The 16,427-nt window shown below is 39.0% G+C and carries 13 protein-coding genes, 2 pseudogenes and 1 other annotated feature; of the genes and pseudogenes, 13 read left to right on the top strand and 2 right to left on the bottom strand.

Annotated features, from left to right (window positions below):
- The first annotated feature begins 45 nt into the window (after positions 1-45).
- Positions 46-315: a hypothetical protein gene (locus tag PU629_RS13620; RefSeq protein ID WP_275280610.1), complete on the top strand. Its 270-nt coding sequence runs from the start codon at positions 46-48 to the stop codon at positions 313-315.
- A gap of 136 nt (positions 316-451) precedes the next feature.
- Positions 452-672, top strand: a binding site (T-box leader).
- 54 nt (positions 673-726) lie between these two features.
- Positions 727-2,055: a branched-chain amino acid transport system II carrier protein gene (brnQ, locus tag PU629_RS13615; protein ID WP_275280609.1), complete on the top strand. Its 1,329-nt coding sequence runs from the start codon at positions 727-729 to the stop codon at positions 2,053-2,055.
- A 56-nt stretch (positions 2,056-2,111) separates the two neighbouring features.
- Here the strand turns inward: brnQ and PU629_RS13610 are convergent, their stop codons facing one another.
- Entirely contained in the window at positions 2,112-3,602 is a 1,491-nt protein-coding gene (locus PU629_RS13610; protein WP_275280608.1) for an MFS transporter, read from the bottom strand.
- 983 nt (positions 3,603-4,585) lie between these two features.
- Here PU629_RS13610 and PU629_RS13605 point away from each other — a divergent pair.
- From PU629_RS13605 to oxlT, 5 genes and pseudogenes are all read left to right on the top strand, one after another.
- On the top strand, positions 4,586-4,690 hold the full coding sequence (locus PU629_RS13605) for a YjcZ family sporulation protein (protein WP_275284428.1): 105 nt from the start codon (positions 4,586-4,588) through the stop codon (positions 4,688-4,690).
- A 468-nt stretch (positions 4,691-5,158) separates the two neighbouring features.
- Positions 5,159-5,740 carry a 3D domain-containing protein gene (locus PU629_RS13600; RefSeq protein WP_275280607.1) on the top strand — a complete coding sequence of 194 codons (582 nt, stop codon included), beginning with the start codon at positions 5,159-5,161 and terminating at the stop codon, positions 5,738-5,740.
- A 325-nt stretch (positions 5,741-6,065) separates the two neighbouring features.
- Positions 6,066-6,146, top strand: a pseudogene (locus PU629_RS22620) (hypothetical protein); the annotation flags it as partial.
- Positions 6,147-6,161: 15 nt separating this feature from the next.
- Positions 6,162-6,644, top strand: a complete 483-nt coding sequence (locus tag PU629_RS13595) for a GntR family transcriptional regulator (RefSeq protein ID WP_275280606.1) — start codon at positions 6,162-6,164, stop codon at positions 6,642-6,644.
- Between the two features lie 38 nt (positions 6,645-6,682).
- Positions 6,683-7,984 carry an oxalate/formate MFS antiporter gene (gene oxlT / locus PU629_RS13590; protein WP_275280605.1) on the top strand — a complete coding sequence of 434 codons (1,302 nt, stop codon included), beginning with the start codon at positions 6,683-6,685 and terminating at the stop codon, positions 7,982-7,984.
- Between the two features lie 51 nt (positions 7,985-8,035).
- On the opposite strand, the pseudogene PU629_RS13585 reads toward oxlT, so the two are convergent.
- Positions 8,036-8,149: pseudogene (locus PU629_RS13585) on the bottom strand (MFS transporter); the annotation flags it as partial.
- A gap of 978 nt (positions 8,150-9,127) precedes the next feature.
- Between PU629_RS13585 and PU629_RS13580 the strand changes: the two are divergent.
- From PU629_RS13580 to PU629_RS13555, 6 genes are all read left to right on the top strand, one after another.
- Positions 9,128-9,358, top strand: coding sequence for a hypothetical protein (locus PU629_RS13580; protein WP_275280604.1), 231 nt, complete (start codon positions 9,128-9,130; stop codon positions 9,356-9,358).
- Positions 9,359-9,743: 385 nt separating this feature from the next.
- Entirely contained in the window at positions 9,744-10,973 is a 1,230-nt protein-coding gene (locus PU629_RS13575) for an IS4 family transposase (protein ID WP_275280603.1), read from the top strand.
- Between the two features lie 429 nt (positions 10,974-11,402).
- Positions 11,403-12,908, top strand: a complete 1,506-nt coding sequence (arfA, locus tag PU629_RS13570; RefSeq protein WP_275280602.1) for an arabinosylfuranosidase ArfA — start codon at positions 11,403-11,405, stop codon at positions 12,906-12,908.
- Between the two features lie 107 nt (positions 12,909-13,015).
- The gene (locus PU629_RS13565; protein WP_275280601.1) at positions 13,016-14,056 is read left to right on the top strand and encodes a LacI family DNA-binding transcriptional regulator; all 1,041 of its coding nucleotides are present in this window, start codon (positions 13,016-13,018) and stop codon (positions 14,054-14,056) included.
- A gap of 149 nt (positions 14,057-14,205) precedes the next feature.
- Complete coding sequence (locus PU629_RS13560; RefSeq protein WP_275284427.1) at positions 14,206-15,453, top strand: ABC transporter substrate-binding protein; 1,248 nt, start codon at positions 14,206-14,208, stop codon at positions 15,451-15,453.
- 67 nt (positions 15,454-15,520) lie between these two features.
- On the top strand, positions 15,521-16,417 hold the full coding sequence (locus PU629_RS13555) for a carbohydrate ABC transporter permease (RefSeq protein ID WP_275280600.1): 897 nt from the start codon (positions 15,521-15,523) through the stop codon (positions 16,415-16,417).
- Positions 16,418-16,427 lie beyond the last annotated feature (10 nt).

Below are 16,427 nucleotides of genomic sequence, written 5' to 3'. Positions count from 1 at the left end.
TAATAGTAAATAAGATAAGTTGCTGTTTTCGTGGAGGTTATCTGTTTGTTTAGTTTTAGAAAAAAGGGAAAACAATTTAAGATAAAGGTGAATCATCACTCAGTCAAGATTCTTGAGTATAAAAAGGAAATTTATTGTGACGATTTTAGAGGGGAAGAGGTAAAGACGATTGAACTTGTCACAAAGCGGCCTATTGATGTTTTGGACCAGAAGGAAGTCGTCATCCAAATTAATCATGAGCCTGCGATATCTGCGGATTGGCTTATGCACATTACTCAACCTGATCTGCATAGTTATTTATACAGAGTGCGATAAACAGAGGGAGCGTATTGGCAGGGCAATAAGAGTGTACAACCCGTTGAAACGCGAGAACCGTCCCCGCGTTTCAGAAAAAACACTTGCAAATGGATTTATAAATTATATAATAGTTTTATTGAATTTTTTAGAAAAGACAAAATCGATGATGAGAAGAGTAGTTGGTTATTTTTGGACTTTAGAGAGCCTGCGATTGGTGGAAGCAGGTGTTCAAGACGCGAGTGAAAATCATCTCCTACCGGAATGCCCGCCGTTACTATGGGACGCGTATGATGATGGTACGTTGATCGAGAGCCGCAAGTTTTTTTGCATGATTTGCGGAAGTAGGGTGGTAACGCGAGTAAGCTCGTCCCTAATAACAGGGGTGGGTTTTTTATTTTGTCTTAAAACAACAAGAAGGAGACCTCAAGAATGAAAAGAAAAGAAACGTTTTTTGTAGGGTTGATGTTATTTTCAATGTTTTTCGGAGCGGGTAATTTAATTTTTCCTCCGTTCCTCGGAATAGGAGCAGGAACCTCTTTTTGGCCAGCTATTATTGGATTTATTATAACGGGTGTTGGGTTACCTCTTTTAGTGATCGTGGCGATTTCACTTGTTAAAGATGGGGCCAATTCCCTTGGAAATAGAGTTCATCCGTGGTTTGGGACTATTTTTACTATTATTGTTTATTTGTCGATTGGACCATTCTTTGGGATTCCAAGAAATGCGAATGTGGCATTTGAGATGGGGATCAAGCCGTTTGTCGGTTCCTCTGTGAATTCATCCCTTATTTTATTTGGCTTTACCGTTGTTTTCTTTTTATTAGTCTATCTGTTAAGCTTAAACCCAACAAAAATGGTGGATTATATGGGTCGTTTCATTACGCCAACCTTATTATTATCGATTGTTGTTCTTTGTGTGACAGGGTTTGTTAAATTACACAAGCCATTTAATGCACCAACGGCCAACTATCATACCGCTTCATTATTTAAAGGATTTATTGATGGGTATTCGACAATGGATGCGTTAGCGGCTCTTGCATTTGGAATTGTTATTTTAACGACTATTAAGCAAAAGGGTGTTAGTGAGAAAAAACAATTAATAGCATCTACGATCAAAGCGGCACTCGTTGCGGGTTCTGCGTTAGCGCTCGTCTATGTCATCATCGGACTTCTTGGAGCCAAAATGGGTGGCTACGGTTCCTTCGACAATGGAACGGCTCTTTTGTCCACTGCTTCTACTCTGCTTTTAGGAACGGCCGGGAAAATCTTGCTAGGTTTTATTTTTACACTCGCTTGTTTTACTACCTGTGTCGGGTTAACGATCGCCTGCGGGGAGTATTTTTCGAAAATCGCTCCGAAATTAAGCTACCGATTGATTGTCACTGTTATAACGTTGGGAAGTTTGCTAATCGCGAACCTTGGATTGAATCAAATTATTACCATTTCTGTTCCATTCTTGGATATGGCTTACCCGTTAACGATTGTTCTGGTCGTCCTGTCGATCTTTCATCGTTACTTCGGAGGTGCCCAAAAGGTCTATGCTTGCGCCATGCTTCTAACTGGTATTGTTAGTGTGCTGGATGGTTTGAAAGCATTCGACCTAAAATGGAGCCCTATTGATGCTCTGCTTGGCAGACTGCCGCTTGCATCAGTTGGTCTAGACTGGGTCATTCCTGCAGTTGTGGGATTACTTGTGGGGCTTATTTTAGAAAAATTTCGACCTGCAAGTGAAAGGGAGAGGCTGAAAAAAGCTTCATAAACCGTTTAAGAAAAAGTCGTGAGCATAATGGGATACTCACGACTTTTTCAATTAAATTAGTTATCTTTTTCGGAGTCAGACATTTTTTCTACAATTGATTTGCCTTCTTCTTTCCACCATAAGTCCTTGTCTGGATCCTCGAGAGTCTCTAAAATATCCATTGCCTCGTGTTTTTCCTCGACTGCTGGGGCTGAACCCCGCAGTGATTTTCCAGTCGTTTCTTTTACAAACAGCATGGTGACAAAGCCGATGAGACAAGCAGCCATCATGTAATAAGCTGGAATCATCTTGTTTCCTGTTACTTTTATTAGCCACGCCGTAAACAGTGGAGTTGTTCCACCGAATAAGGAAACGGAAATATTAAATGTAATAGCCAGTGCCACGTATCTGACTTGTGTAAAAAACAAGGAAGGCAGCTGAGACGGCATTGTTGCTTCAAAGGTAGCCAAAAGAATAGCTAATATCATCAGGCCCAAAAAGACCATCAAATTTGAGCCGCTCTCGATCATTTTTAATGAAGGGATCGAGAGAAGGATTAACCCAATCAATCCGCCTAGAATAATTCGTTTATTTCCAATCCGATCACTGAAATAGCCCATCGTTAAAACAATTGGAATCATGATAAACATGACAATCAGAATTAATAAAAGTCCCTTGGTTTGTCCATAACCCAAGACAACATTCATATAAGATGGCATATACGATAGCAACATATAATCGACCACATTAAAAAATAAGACTAAAACAGCCCCTTTTAGAAGCTGAGGCCAATGATAAGCCAGCACTTTTTTTATTAAGCCTTGTTCAGGTTCTTCTGATTTCTTTTCATTCATGGCCTCAAAAACAGGGGACTCCTCTAAGTGATTTCTCAAATAGAGACCAATGAGTCCGATCGGAGCCGCAATAAAAAAGGGAATACGCCATCCCCAATTCAGCATTTGATCCTGGCCAAGTATATAACTTAGAATCGTAACAATCCCCGAGCCAAAAATATAGCCAACTAATGTTCCGACTTCTAAGCCACTTGATAGAAAACCTCTCTTTTTATCGGGTGAAGATTCGACGATGAACGTCATGGCACCCGAATATTCCCCGCCTGTAGAAAATCCTTGAATCAACCTGGCTACAAGTAGCAGGATAGGCGCCAGATTTCCAATTGATGCGTAACTCGGTATTAAACCCATACATAAAGTAGCAAAAGCCATTAACGACAATGTGATGGTTAATACCTTTTTTCGTCCATACTTATCGCCGAGCATCCCAAAAAACATCCCGCCAATAGGACGAACGAGAAAAGCTACCGCAAAAGTAGCAAACGAAAAAACAATTTGGAGCTGGGCAGGTGCGCCTGAAAAAAATACTTTTCCGATCGTCACGGCCAAATAAGAATAGATGCCAAAATCAAACCACTCCATGGCATTGCCAAGGGCTGTCGCCACCACCGCTTTTTTGGCAGCATCTGCATCGACAATGGTGATGTCATCTTTTTTAAGTTTTTTATCGTTTCTTTTTCGTTGTCCAATTCGTTTTTTTACATCGTCACCCAATCGCCTCACCTAAATTCTTTTTCGAATTTAAAAACTCAAAGTTATTTTGAACTAGCGCCTCACTTGCTATTCCAATGAACCATTGTCAATGTTTTCCTTCACTTTTGAGTGGAGGGGAACACCATAATTTTAAGTGTGTGATGAGGGGCTCCAACACACAAAAATAAGGCGTGAGTGGAGCCCCTAGTGTGTGATGAGGGCTCCAATACACAAAAATAAGGGGTGAGTGGAGCCCTCAGTGTGTGATGAGAGCTCCAACACACAAAAATAAGGCGTGAGTGGAGCCCTCAGTGTGTGATGAAGGCTCCAACACACAAAACCGAGGCGTGAGTGGAGCCAAAAGTGTGTGATGGAGGCTCCAACACACAAAAATAAGGCGTGAGTGGAGCCTCCAGTGTGTGATGAGGGCTCCAACACACAAAAATAAGGCGTGAGTGGAGCCTCCAGTGTGTGATGAGGGCTCCAATACACAAAAATAAGGGGTGAGTGGAGCCAGAAGTGTGTGATGAGGGCTCCAATACACAAAACCGAGGCGTGAGTGGAGCCTCCAATGTGTGATGAGGGCTCCAACACACAAAAATAAGGCATGAGTGGAGCCAGAAGTGTGAGATGAAGGCTCCAATACACAAAAACAAGGCATGAGTGGAGCCAAAAGTGTGTGATGAAGGCTCCAACACACAAAAATATGGGGTGAGTGGAACCAAAAGCGTGTGATGAAGGCTCCAACACACAAAACCGAGGCGTGAGTGGAGCCAAAAGTGTGTGATGGTGGCTCCAACACACAAAACCGAGGCATGAGTGGAGCCAGAAGTGTGTGATGGGGCCACCAACGTCCCAGGGGAAAATGGTGAACAAAGCCATTTGCGAACGGACATCTGAGTCCCAATTAAACTCCATCATATAGGTCCATTCTTCTAAAACTTCTGTAAATTTAAGGAAAATAAATAAGACTAAGTACCAAACCTTAATTGGGCGTATATATTATTTCATGTTCAGAGGAGGGGAGTACGTTGGGTGGATTTGCGTTGATTGTGGTTTTAATCATTCTTTTAATTATCGTTGGTGCTTCTTTCGGTTACCAATTGTAATTGTTTAAAAAATAATGATCTCTAGATTGGAGAGCGTTTCAGACCATCGATAAAGCCTTTATGGTCTAGTCGATGGTCTATTTTTGAAAATAAGATCGCGATTCGCAGACTCCGCCAGTTCCGAATTAATCAAGAATAAATGACCTGTGTAAGCTCACGTTACGGAACATAATATCTAAATGTGTTCCGAAACTCGCTATTTTCGCCTAATTATTTAGCAATTAAAATCAACACTATTCATTAACAGAGCTTATTCAACAAAATAAGAGTATTTTTACCGACTGATGGGACTTCTTGTAATAATAAGGGGGTTCTCTTTTTCTTTCGACGGCATTCTAGTATTTTGAAATACTAGAGAAATATATCCGCCATACTTGTAATTGAATTAACATCCCTCTGTTCTTTTTATCGAAACTTTTCGTGTTACGATTAGGACAAGTAATAGAACAAGAGCATGGAGGGGAAAGAATGCTAAATAAACTTAAAAAAATGACTGCTATTGCTGGACTCTCAGGACTACTTTTCGTTACTTCTTTTATTCAAGCTCATGCTGCAACAAAAACTGTAACTGTACATAAGGGTGACACTTTATGGGGTCTTGCGAAGGGTCATCATGTAACGGTTTCAGAGCTTAAAAAGTGGAATAAATTAAAAAGTAACATCATCCATCCAGGATTAAAACTAAACGTTTCGGGTGACACTCATACTGCAAAAAAGGCTGCACCAAAACCTAAAAAAAGCAGCAAAGCAGCAAAAGTTAGTTCAAAAAAACTGACAGTCAAGGCTTCAGCTTATACAGCTTCATGTGCAGGTTGCACAGGACTCACCACAACGGGATTTAACCTTAAAAAACATTCGGATGCTAAAATAATCGCGGTGGATCCTAAGGTTATTCCGCTTGGAAGTAAAGTGCATGTAGAAGGCTATGGAGACGCTGTTGCAGCAGATACTGGCGGAGCTATCAAAGGAAATAAAATTGATGTCTTTGTATCGTCTAAACAAAAGGCCCTTAAATTTGGAGTCAAAAAAGTCCAGGTTACTGTTTACTAATAGGATACTTAATTGAATAGGAATCACAAAAAACACTGCAATCATTTTGCGGTGTTTTTTTGTGATTCAGGAAATGGGCTTCGCACTGGCCTCGTTTGGTGTAATGGAAATTTCCATATCCTCACATCTGGAGTCTTTTTATAGAAAAACCATGTGAGCTTTTCTGACACTATACTTTCTCTCTATTTATTATTTAACTATTATAAATACAAGACTTACGATATGTGATCACAAATATCATCTAAGGGGGGGAGAAACCATTTCTAGTAAAATTTTAGACTTTCAAACGATTTCTCAAAAAATAGTTGAATCATTACGTGATCAATTGCTTATTGGGGAAATAAAGCCGGGAGAAAAAATCACAATAAGAAAATTAGCAGATACTTACGGCGTTAGTACCATGCCAATTCGGGAAGCTTTGATGAAATTGGAAGCGGAAGGATTCGTGACCATCTCAAGAAGAAGTATTGTCGTCAATAAACTTTCTGAAAAAGATGTTAGGGAAATTTTTTCTATTAGAAAAAGACTTGAAAAATTAGCTGTAGAGTGGCTAATCCCCAATATTAGTAGCAGCCATTTGGCTTCTTTTGATCAACTTCTTCAAGACATGGATCAGCAGATAGATAATCATGTTGAATGGCGGAAATTGAATAAAACCTTTCATTTAAAGCTATATTCCTACTCCGATTCTCAACCCCTTCTCGAATTGCTGTCTCAACTATGGGGGCGAGTAGAGGTCTATATGAACATGTATACGTCAAAACATTACCTATCGATTGCACAAGAGGAACATTGTAAAATTTTGGAATATATAAAAAATAATAACGAAAGTAGACTATTAGATTTATTGGAACAACACATCGACGCTACATGTGACGCCATTATACAAGAAATGCCTAAGTAAGTATTGATCAAGTTGGCTTAATTAAAGGAGGAGATCATTTGACTAAAGAAAACGTGAAAATTAATAGGTGGTGGCAATTGGTTTTCGGGGTGGTCGTGATGATGACCATCTCAAGCCCTCAGTATACTTGGACGTTATTTGTTCAACCCATCCAGCAGCATTTGGGTATTGGTTTGGTGGGCATTCAGTTCACGTTCTCTTTATTGATTATCATTCAAACTTGGTTCTCGCCTGTCCAGGGGTATCTCATTGAAAAATTTGGTCCTCGACTTCTCGTATCTATTGGAAGTATTCTAATTGGTTTAAGTTGGATTTTTACGGCTTTTATTAATAATTTAGGAATGCTTTATCTTACTTATGGAGTAATGGGGGGATTTGGAACAGGTATTATTTATGTCGGGGTTATCGGGTTGATGGTGAGATGGTTCCCAGACTATCGCGGTCTAACAGCCGGTTTGGCTGCGGCCGGATATGGATTCGGCGCTATTTTTACAACCTTTCCTATTTCGAACCTTATTCATTCAACCGGATACGTCTCAGCTCTTCTCATTTTCGGTGCTATCCAAGGGATCATTGGCTTTCTTTTTGCTCAAGGCCTCAAAACACCGCCTAGTCAAGAAATGATCAAGCCCAAAGTGGTGGATCAAACCCATCCAACACCCATGCCTAATAAGATGAATTTTAGCCCGCGTGAAATGTTTCAAAGTCCTATATTCTGGATTCTCTTCATTATGATGGCTCTCATGTCAACAAGTGGACTTATGGTCACTTCTGAAGTCAGTTCTTTTGCCGATGATTTTGGTGTAAGTCAGGCTCTTGTGTTCGGTATGGCCGCCTTACCGCTTTCTCTAACGATTTCCAGATTCACAAATGGACTGACACGACCTATTTTTGGCTGGATATCGGATCGAATTGGTCGAGAATTGACGATGGTTATTGCTTTTACACTAGAAGCTATTTCCATTCTAGCGCTGCTTGGTCTGCGGAATGATCCAATCGCCTTTGTTATCTTAACGGGTGTCGTTTTCTTCGGTTGGGGGGAAATCTTCTCTTTATTTCCTTCAATTCTTACCGATACATTTGGGACAAAACATGCCACTACGAACTATGGATTCCTTTATATTTCACAAGGTATTGGTTCTTTACTAGGAGGTCCTGCTTCCGCCTATTTGGAATCAATAACCGGAAGTTGGATCCCGGTTTTTTATTTAGTCGCGGGTGCGGACATCTTAACCGCCCTACTAGCCATTCTAGTATTACGACCGCTTAGAACTAAAATGGCTCATGAAGCGCAGTCTGGTCCAATTATAAAAAATACGATTACATCACAACACATATAACGATTATTAGGATCACTGACGAGTGGCAAAGTCGCATCTACAAGCAGATACAGAACTAGCTGAATGTCCAGTTGCCTTTTGTACAATCAAAGGAATGTAATAGAAGATAGCATTAGCACCTTCGAATTGTTGAAACGCTGCTACACCTACTCCGACAATGACTATATTTGTTGTTAAATTTTGGGAATCTTGAGGAAACGGCTGAAGGCTTTGTTATGTTAATGTGCCATTAGGGGATGAACAAGGTTATTGACACAGCGGTGTCAAACCTGCGAAGAGACGGCAATTCGTTGGGTCTTAACGCGGACATGTGCTATCAAAAAAACGAAACTTGGTATAAGACCTTAAATCGGGCAGGGGGTGTTAAACCCTTTTGCCCGATTTTGGCGTGTATTATGGAAGGGAAATCAAACAAATGAAGGATCTTTGATGTAGCAGTAGTGGTATAGTTGAAAGAGTTAAGCCAAAGCTCTGCTAGCAAGGTGGGAGAATAAATGACGTATTTAATTGGAATTGATTTAGGAACATCGAGTGTGAAGGGGATTCTCTTGGATCTAAATGGTGAGGTTGTCTCTTAGGCCAAGCAGACGTATGGGATTGATGTTCCTAAAAAGGGTTTTGCGGAACAATCTCCTGAAAACTGTCATCGTTCTCCAAGACCTTTTACATAATGGGGGTGTGGATTTCCCCCCTACCGCGGAGTTGGTAAATAAGCGGAGAAATTTCTCTTAATTAGGAATTAGCACTGAAAATAGCTTAAATAGACGGAAGAATTCCGGCTATTGACTCCAGAAAGCGTGGAGCGGTGTCATTTTGCCCTGCTTAACCGGAAAACCTCCGCTTATATACCCGCACCCAAGCACTATTCAGCAATTTAACCGGAAAACCTCCGCTTATTTCTGTTATTCAATCACCTACTTTAGTAAAAAATTAACCAAGCAAATAGCGTCGAATTTCTACAGCTTTATAAAAGTTCTTGGCCCATTCTCAAGTTGTTCGGAATTTAAAAACACCCGTCCAATTATTGATAATTTCTATAAATTTCGTGAAAGGAATACTAGGAATCTTTAAGGAATAAGTTAAGTTTGCTTGTTATAAAGAAAGATAGGGATTTTTTAAAGAAAGGTTAGGGTGTGAACACTAATGAACTTTGAACAATTTTTAATGACGGAATATCAATTAGGTGAAAGTTCCGCAAAAGATTATGTTGGGCAGCTTGATGGGATTTTGAAAAAGGGCATTTATAATGGAGAAAATAGCATGACGCCAAGTATAGAAGCTGCTATCGAGGAGGAATACCCAAATTCCAAGAACCACTATAAATTAATACTCAATCGTTATTTTGCCTTTCGCGATATGATCATGAACGGATAAGGAAAGAGATAAGGAACGTTGCGGCCATTCTGATGTATAAACAAAAGGACAGGGGCACCTGTCCTTTTTGTTAGTCTTCATTGGGACAAATTAGCACGAAGTCATTCAGACAAATGAATCACGGCTGAAATCCAAGTGGTAGGTGAACTTGCAGATCGGCAGCGGAAACCAAGGCTATTTTCCGCCTTGATTAGTTAATAACTAATTAATCAATAACACTAGCGTTGCGTGAAGATAATACTAGTTTGTCAATAGTTTTTAGCTAAAAATAATTATTGTATATTTTGTAATATATGTTAATTTTTGTTTAAAAACACATAAAAAAACCTTATAATCAGGAGGAAGGTAGGTAATCCTGTCCAAATCCTAACTATAAGGAGTTCTCATGGACAAGCATACCATAAATACAGTTTTTAAGGAATACCTCCACCCCCTTAATGGAGAAGTTATCTCAAAGATGGTGGAGATAATGAAGATTGATAAATATGTAAAAAAGCTTGATAGTCTTACCTTTGCGAAGTTGTTTATATTTGCTCAAATCAACCAATTGGAGAGTCTCAAAATAATAAGTAATAAGGTGAATCGTATAAAGAAGCTCCAAAAGGAATTGGGGTTAAAAAGCATTAGTAAATCCCAATTATCTAGGAAGTTATCAGATATCCCATCAGAAATCTTCCAAGCGATTCTCCAACATCTTGTTCAACAGATACATCGAGAGTTTGGAAAAGAACAGGGCGACCGTTTGCTCGGAAAAATCCATCTTATTGATTCGTCAACGGTTTCCTTTTGTCTGAGTCAATATAAATGGGCAGTGTTCCGAACAACCAAAGGCGGCATAAAAATCCATACTCGCGTCGTTTTGTATGGTGAAGAAACAACACCAGATAAAATCATCGTGACACCTGCTCGTCCTGCTGATATGACTCAATTAGATTCGCTAATGGTCATTGAAGAAGGTGCCTTACATGTCTTTGATCGAGGTTATTTTGATTTCGAGAAATTCGATGAGTATTGTAAACAAAATAGTCGTTTTTGCACGCGTATTAAAGATAATACAATCGTCCATGTTATTGAAGAATTGCCAGTAGACCCGTCGTCTAACGTTCTTCGAGAAGCGATCGTTAAGCTTGGAAGAATGAAATATCCTCTTCGACTTGTGGAAACTTTGGATAGTCAAGGCAATAAACTAACCATCGTTATCAATGACGCAAAAATGAGCGCAGACGAAATTAGTGACCTCTATCGAAAACGATGGCAGATTGAATTATTCTTTAAATGGATGAAACAACACCTCAAATTAAAGAAGATGTACGGGACAAGTCAAAACGCTGTATATAATCAAGTTTATATCGCCATGATCACCTTCTGTTTAACCTTATTAATGAAGAAGAAGGTGCATTATCAAGGGACACTTCTCGATATGCTTGATTACATAGTTGATTATTGGTCAAACTGCTTTATAACGTTCTTAAAAGCGCTATTCAAAAAGCCAGAACGCTCTTCATTTGGTAGGCGAAAGCTTAAACACGAACAAATTTTCCAAGATACACTGGCACAATATGAAGAAGGAGAGGTGGACCATTTAAATGATTTAACTTATGATCCAATCTTATAAATGGAAAAAAATGGATAAGGATTACCTTCAAACACCCCCCTTTATCTTTTTGGCTCCTTCGTCATAAAAATATAAGACTGAATTTTCGGTTTTTAATCATTGGAATAATATTACATATTATTCCAATGATTACCGTTGACTTTGTGGCAATTTTTTTATGCAACGCTAGTGAATCAATAACAGTATTTAATAAGACCTTTAAATTTTGCCAACTCAATGTAATCAAAGCCAAATTTAGCCAATTAACCGTATAAATAATATTAATAATTATAACATTTGTTAGAAATTTTCGTTGACTGGATAAGAGTATTAAACTATTATGTACGTATTAATGATTGTTTTAGTAAATTATGTACGTATTAATATTGTGATAGCGTTGTCACGGTAATGACGTATATTTTTTAATTATGCTCAAGAGGGGAACTCGCGATGGGAAATTTTAAAGCTAAACTAACACTCGATAAGGAATTTAAAGTATCTGAGGTGGATAAGCGGATCTTTGGTTCTTTTATTGAACATCTTGGAAGAGCCGTGTACGAAGGGATTTATGAACCGGAGCACCCAACTGCAGACGATCAGGGATTTCGGCAGGATGTTATAGAACTTGTTAAGGAACTACAAGTTCCGCTTATTCGTTATCCAGGTGGGAATTTCGTTTCAGGTTACAACTGGGAGGATGGTGTTGGGCCATTCGAACAAAGACCTCGTCGTTTAGATCTGGCGTGGCTAACAACAGAAACGAATCAGCTTGGTACCAATGAATTTGTCGATTGGGCAAAGAAGGTAAATGCAGAGGTTAATATGGCGGTTAACTTAGGGACAAGGGGTATTGATGCTGCCCGAAATCTAGTTGAGTATTGTAATCATCCATCAGGATCCTATTGGAGTGATCTTAGAATCTCGCATGGTTATAAGGAACCCCATAATATAAAAACGTGGTGCTTAGGAAACGAAATGGATGGACCATGGCAAATTGGTCAAAAAACAGCTGTGGAATACGGAAGACTTGCAACCGAAGCAGCAAAAGTCATGAAGTGGGTAGACCCAAGCATTGAGCTGGTCGCTTGTGGAAGCTCCTTCCGCAAAATGCCTACCTTTGCAGAGTGGGAAGCCACAGTCCTTGACCATACCTACGATCATGTTGAATATATTTCACTTCATCAATATTATGGGAATCACGATGATGATCTAGGAAATTATTTAGCCCAATCACTAGAAATGGATGATTTTATTCGCTCGGTCATTGCTACCTGTGATTATATTAAAGCGAAAAAACAAAGTAAGAAAATCATGAATCTTTCATTTGATGAATGGAATGTTTGGTTCCACTCTAATGATGCAGATAAAAAGGTCCAACCTTGGTCAGTTGCCCCCCATTTGTTAGAGGATATCTATACATTTGAGGATGCCTTACTAGTTGGTTCAATGCTTATTACCCTATTAAATCATTCAGATCGTGTAAAAATAGCTTGTTTGGCACAACTGGTAAATGTGATTGCTCCCATTATGACTGAAAAGGGAGGCAAGGCATGGAAACAAACAATTTTCTATCCTTATCTTCATGCATCACTCTATGGGAGAGGCACAGTATTAAGTCCTGCTATTTTATCGCCCAAATATGACTCAAAGGATTTTACGGATGTTCCTTATGTGGATGCGGCCGTTGTTATGGATGAAAATCAGGAGAGATTAACGTTATTTGTTGTGAATAAAAATCAAGATGACTCCATTTTATTAGAAACGGTTATAACAGGCTTTGAGGGCTATAGGGTCATGGAACACCTTGTGCTAGAAAATCAGGATATCAAGGCTACTAATAAAGAGAACAACGATCAGGTAAAACCGCATAATCAAGGAAATGCCGCTATAGAAGATGGAGCTTTATACGCCACATTGCCTAAATTATCTTGGAATGTGATTCGACTAGGTATATAAATTGTTGAAATTTCAGTAGATATAAAATAATTCGGAACACCCTATTGATGGAAGCCTTTTCATATGATAATATCAGGTTAATCGTTTAACCTGGGTGGTTTGATATTATGGTACGAATAAAGGATGTTGCGGAAAAGGCTAATGTGTCAACGGCAACGGTTTCTCATGTCATAAATAATACGGGGAAGATCAGCAAGGAAACGCAAAAAAAGGTCCAGAAAGTAATTAAGGAGCTCAATTATCAACCTAATCGGATTGCCAAAAGCTTAAAGCTAAAAAAAACGAATACGATTGGCGTTATTGTTGAGGATATCACGGTTTTTAATGCCCCTGAAATCATAGATGGCATTAATAAGTATGCGGATGAACATGGCTGGTCGATTATTATGACTAACATGAGATTGAACCAATTATATGGAAATAAATCAGAGCGGGATGAGATGTGCGTGATCCATGCTCCTAAGGCGGCACAAGAGCTGGTAAATAAGCAAGTAGATGGAATTTTATATATCGGGGTTCATGCAAGGGATATGTCAGGAATTATGCCAAAGATTAAAATCCCGATTGTCTATACATATTGTTATACCAGTGAAGAAAATGGCTGCTATGTGAATTATAATGATGAACAAACTGCCTATAACGCAACAAAATATCTGATTGAATCAGGGCATAAGAAAATCGCCATTATAAGCGGATTAATTAACTCTTATCCCTCCCGTAAGCGGTTTGACGGCTACTATAAAGCTTTATCAGACTATAACTTAGTCTTTAATCCAGAGTATGTTAAAACAGGAGACTGGGAATATGAATCGGGTTATACCCAAGGGAAGCTGCTTCTTCAATCCAAAGAGCCTCCGACGGCGATATTGGGAATGAATGATTTGATGGCAGCAGGTGCTATGAAAGGGTGCCGAGAGTTAGGGTTAGCCATTCCAGATGACCTTTCAGTTATGGGAATTGATGATCGGGAAATGAGCTTTTTCCTTAATCCTTCGTTGACCACTATGAAAATACCTTTAACTCAAATGGGCAGATTATCAATGGTAATATTAGATAAGCTCGTTAAAGGAGAAAAAGTAGAGAAACCTGATTTGTTAGGCTGTAAACTTGTCGTTAGAGAATCGGTGGGGCCTCCTCCATCCAATTAGATGGAGGACCTCCTCACTTCTATTTTTTCACAATAGGTTAATCGATTAACTTAATGTGAATGCCAAAAATGAAACCGTTTATATAGTGAATTTTTTTAAAATAAACTGGAGTGATTAAATTGGGAAAAAGGGGAAAATTTTCTTTGAGTATGATCTCTATCGTTGGATTGGTATTATCACTTGTCCTATCAGGCTGTGGGAATTCCTCATCTAGTAGTTCAGGAACTAGCAGTAAAAAGATCACCATCACAATGAGCATGTGGGATCCGGTAGGCACGGCTACACCTTCGTATATTAAAGCCTTTGAAAAAAAATATCCGAATATTAAAGTAGATATTTTGGAGATTCCCGTTGACTATTCACAAAAAATCCATCAAATGATCGCAGCCAAAGATGCTCCTGATGTCATTTTAAGCTGGGAAGCAGATGTTAAAGGCTTTGCTCAAAATGGCGTGATTGAGCCATTGGATAGTGAAATCAGTAAGACAAAAGCCTTTAAAATGAGTGACATGATTCCTGCTGCCCAGCAATTTAAAGTTAACGGGAAGATTTATGGATTGCCGTGGTGCTATGCAACAGAAATCTTATATTACAACAAAGATATGTTTGATAAGGCTCACCTGTCTTATCCAAATGCCAACTGGACTTGGCAAGATTTTGAAAAGGCCGCCAAAAAGCTAACGGTAGTAAAGAATGGCAAAACGATTCAGTGGGGAGCAGACGCACTCTCTGGAGATATCTGGTACTCATCAATTGGTGAGGCAGGGGATGAGATTGTAGATAAAAATGGAAATCTAAGTCTATCGAGTGGATTAGTAAAGGCGTTGCAATTTCAGAATCAGCTAACCAATGTCGATAAAGCCTCTCCTCGTCCTTCTTCTGGCGGCCAGGTAGCCGACTTATTTGCCGCCGGTAAAGCTGCCATGACTCGTCAAGGCAGCTGGTACATTACTGCCTATCAAAATAATAATTTTAAATGGGGGATTGCTCCACTGCCTAAAGAGGAAAGAGCTTATAACTCGCTCCATACAGGATTCTTTACGATTAATAGCAGCAGTAAATATAAAAAGGCCGACTGGAAACTTATTCAATTCTTGATGAGTAAAGAAGGTCAAACCTTAATCGAGCAATCTACGAATAATCCATCAGCAGAGATGAGCGTGGCTGCAAAAGGGGCCTACAAAGTGCCGGGGAAAAACGGTCCTTCCGATTGGAATGCCATGACAGAATCTGCAAAATCGGGTCAGTTTGGCTATGTATTAGCTAATCCAACAGTGACGACAGATCTTGCGAGTGATTTTGATTCCGTCATACTTGGACAAAAAACAATTAAAGATATCCAGACCGAAGATATTCCTAAGGAACAAGCTATATTGGATTTTACTAATAGTTTTTAGAGTGAAACAATTAAAAGTTAGTCGATGTGATCAGTATATTTTGTAAATGATGAAAGGATTTGAAACTATGAAAAAGGGACATGCAAAATTCAAAGATAATCTTTCAGCCTATATGTTTCTCTCTCCTTGGATTATCGGATTAATTTTGTTTACTGGAGGCCCAATAATTGTTTCGTTTTTGTTGAGTTTTACAAAATGGAATTTAGTTGGGGCAATTAAATTCACTGGATTAAGCAATTATATGCAACTTTTTTCAAAGTACTCTGATTTTCTTGGTTCCTTAAAAGTAACCTTTATATTCACGATTATATCAGTATTAGTCAGTGTTATTGCTTCATTACTTCTTGCTGTCCTATTAAATTTCAAGGTGAAGTTTATCCCGGTCTTCCAATTCTTTTATTTTATACCTGCAGTAATGCCAAGCGTTGTTATGGCGTATGTGTTTAAGTTAATGTTTGACAAAAATATTGGGGTTATTGATTATTTCTTATCGGCATTGGGTGTAGCCAATCCGCCAGACTGGCTTAATAGCAGTTTTTGGATATGGGGAATCATCGGAGTTGCCAGTATATTTACCTATTCTACAGGGCAAATGATGCTCATTTTTAGCTCAGCGCTTAAGGAAGTTCCGGTTGAACTTTATGAAGCCTGTGATTTGGATGGAGCTAATTTTATGCAGCGATTATTAAATGTAACGTTACCGTCGATTTCGCCCATCATCCTATTTAATACAGTTGTGGCGACGATTGGATCCTTTAATAGTTCATTCTCGCTTATTTATCCCTTAACAAATGGTGGACCGAATAATTCAACACAGGTTCTAAGTTTAACTATTTACAAATATGCATTCCAAATTTTCAACATGGGCTATGCCTCTGCACTCGCTGTCGTTCTTTTCATCATCGTGTCTTTGTTCACTGCCCTGCAATTTAAAATTTCTGATCGATTTGTTCACTACGATTGAGAAGGAGGTA

Source organism: Pullulanibacillus sp. KACC 23026, from assembly GCF_029094525.1.
Classification (GTDB): Bacteria; Bacillota; Bacilli; order Bacillales; family Sporolactobacillaceae; genus KACC-23026.
The sequence above is the reverse complement of the archived record's forward strand: the minus strand, read 5'-3'. Positions and strand labels throughout refer to the sequence as shown.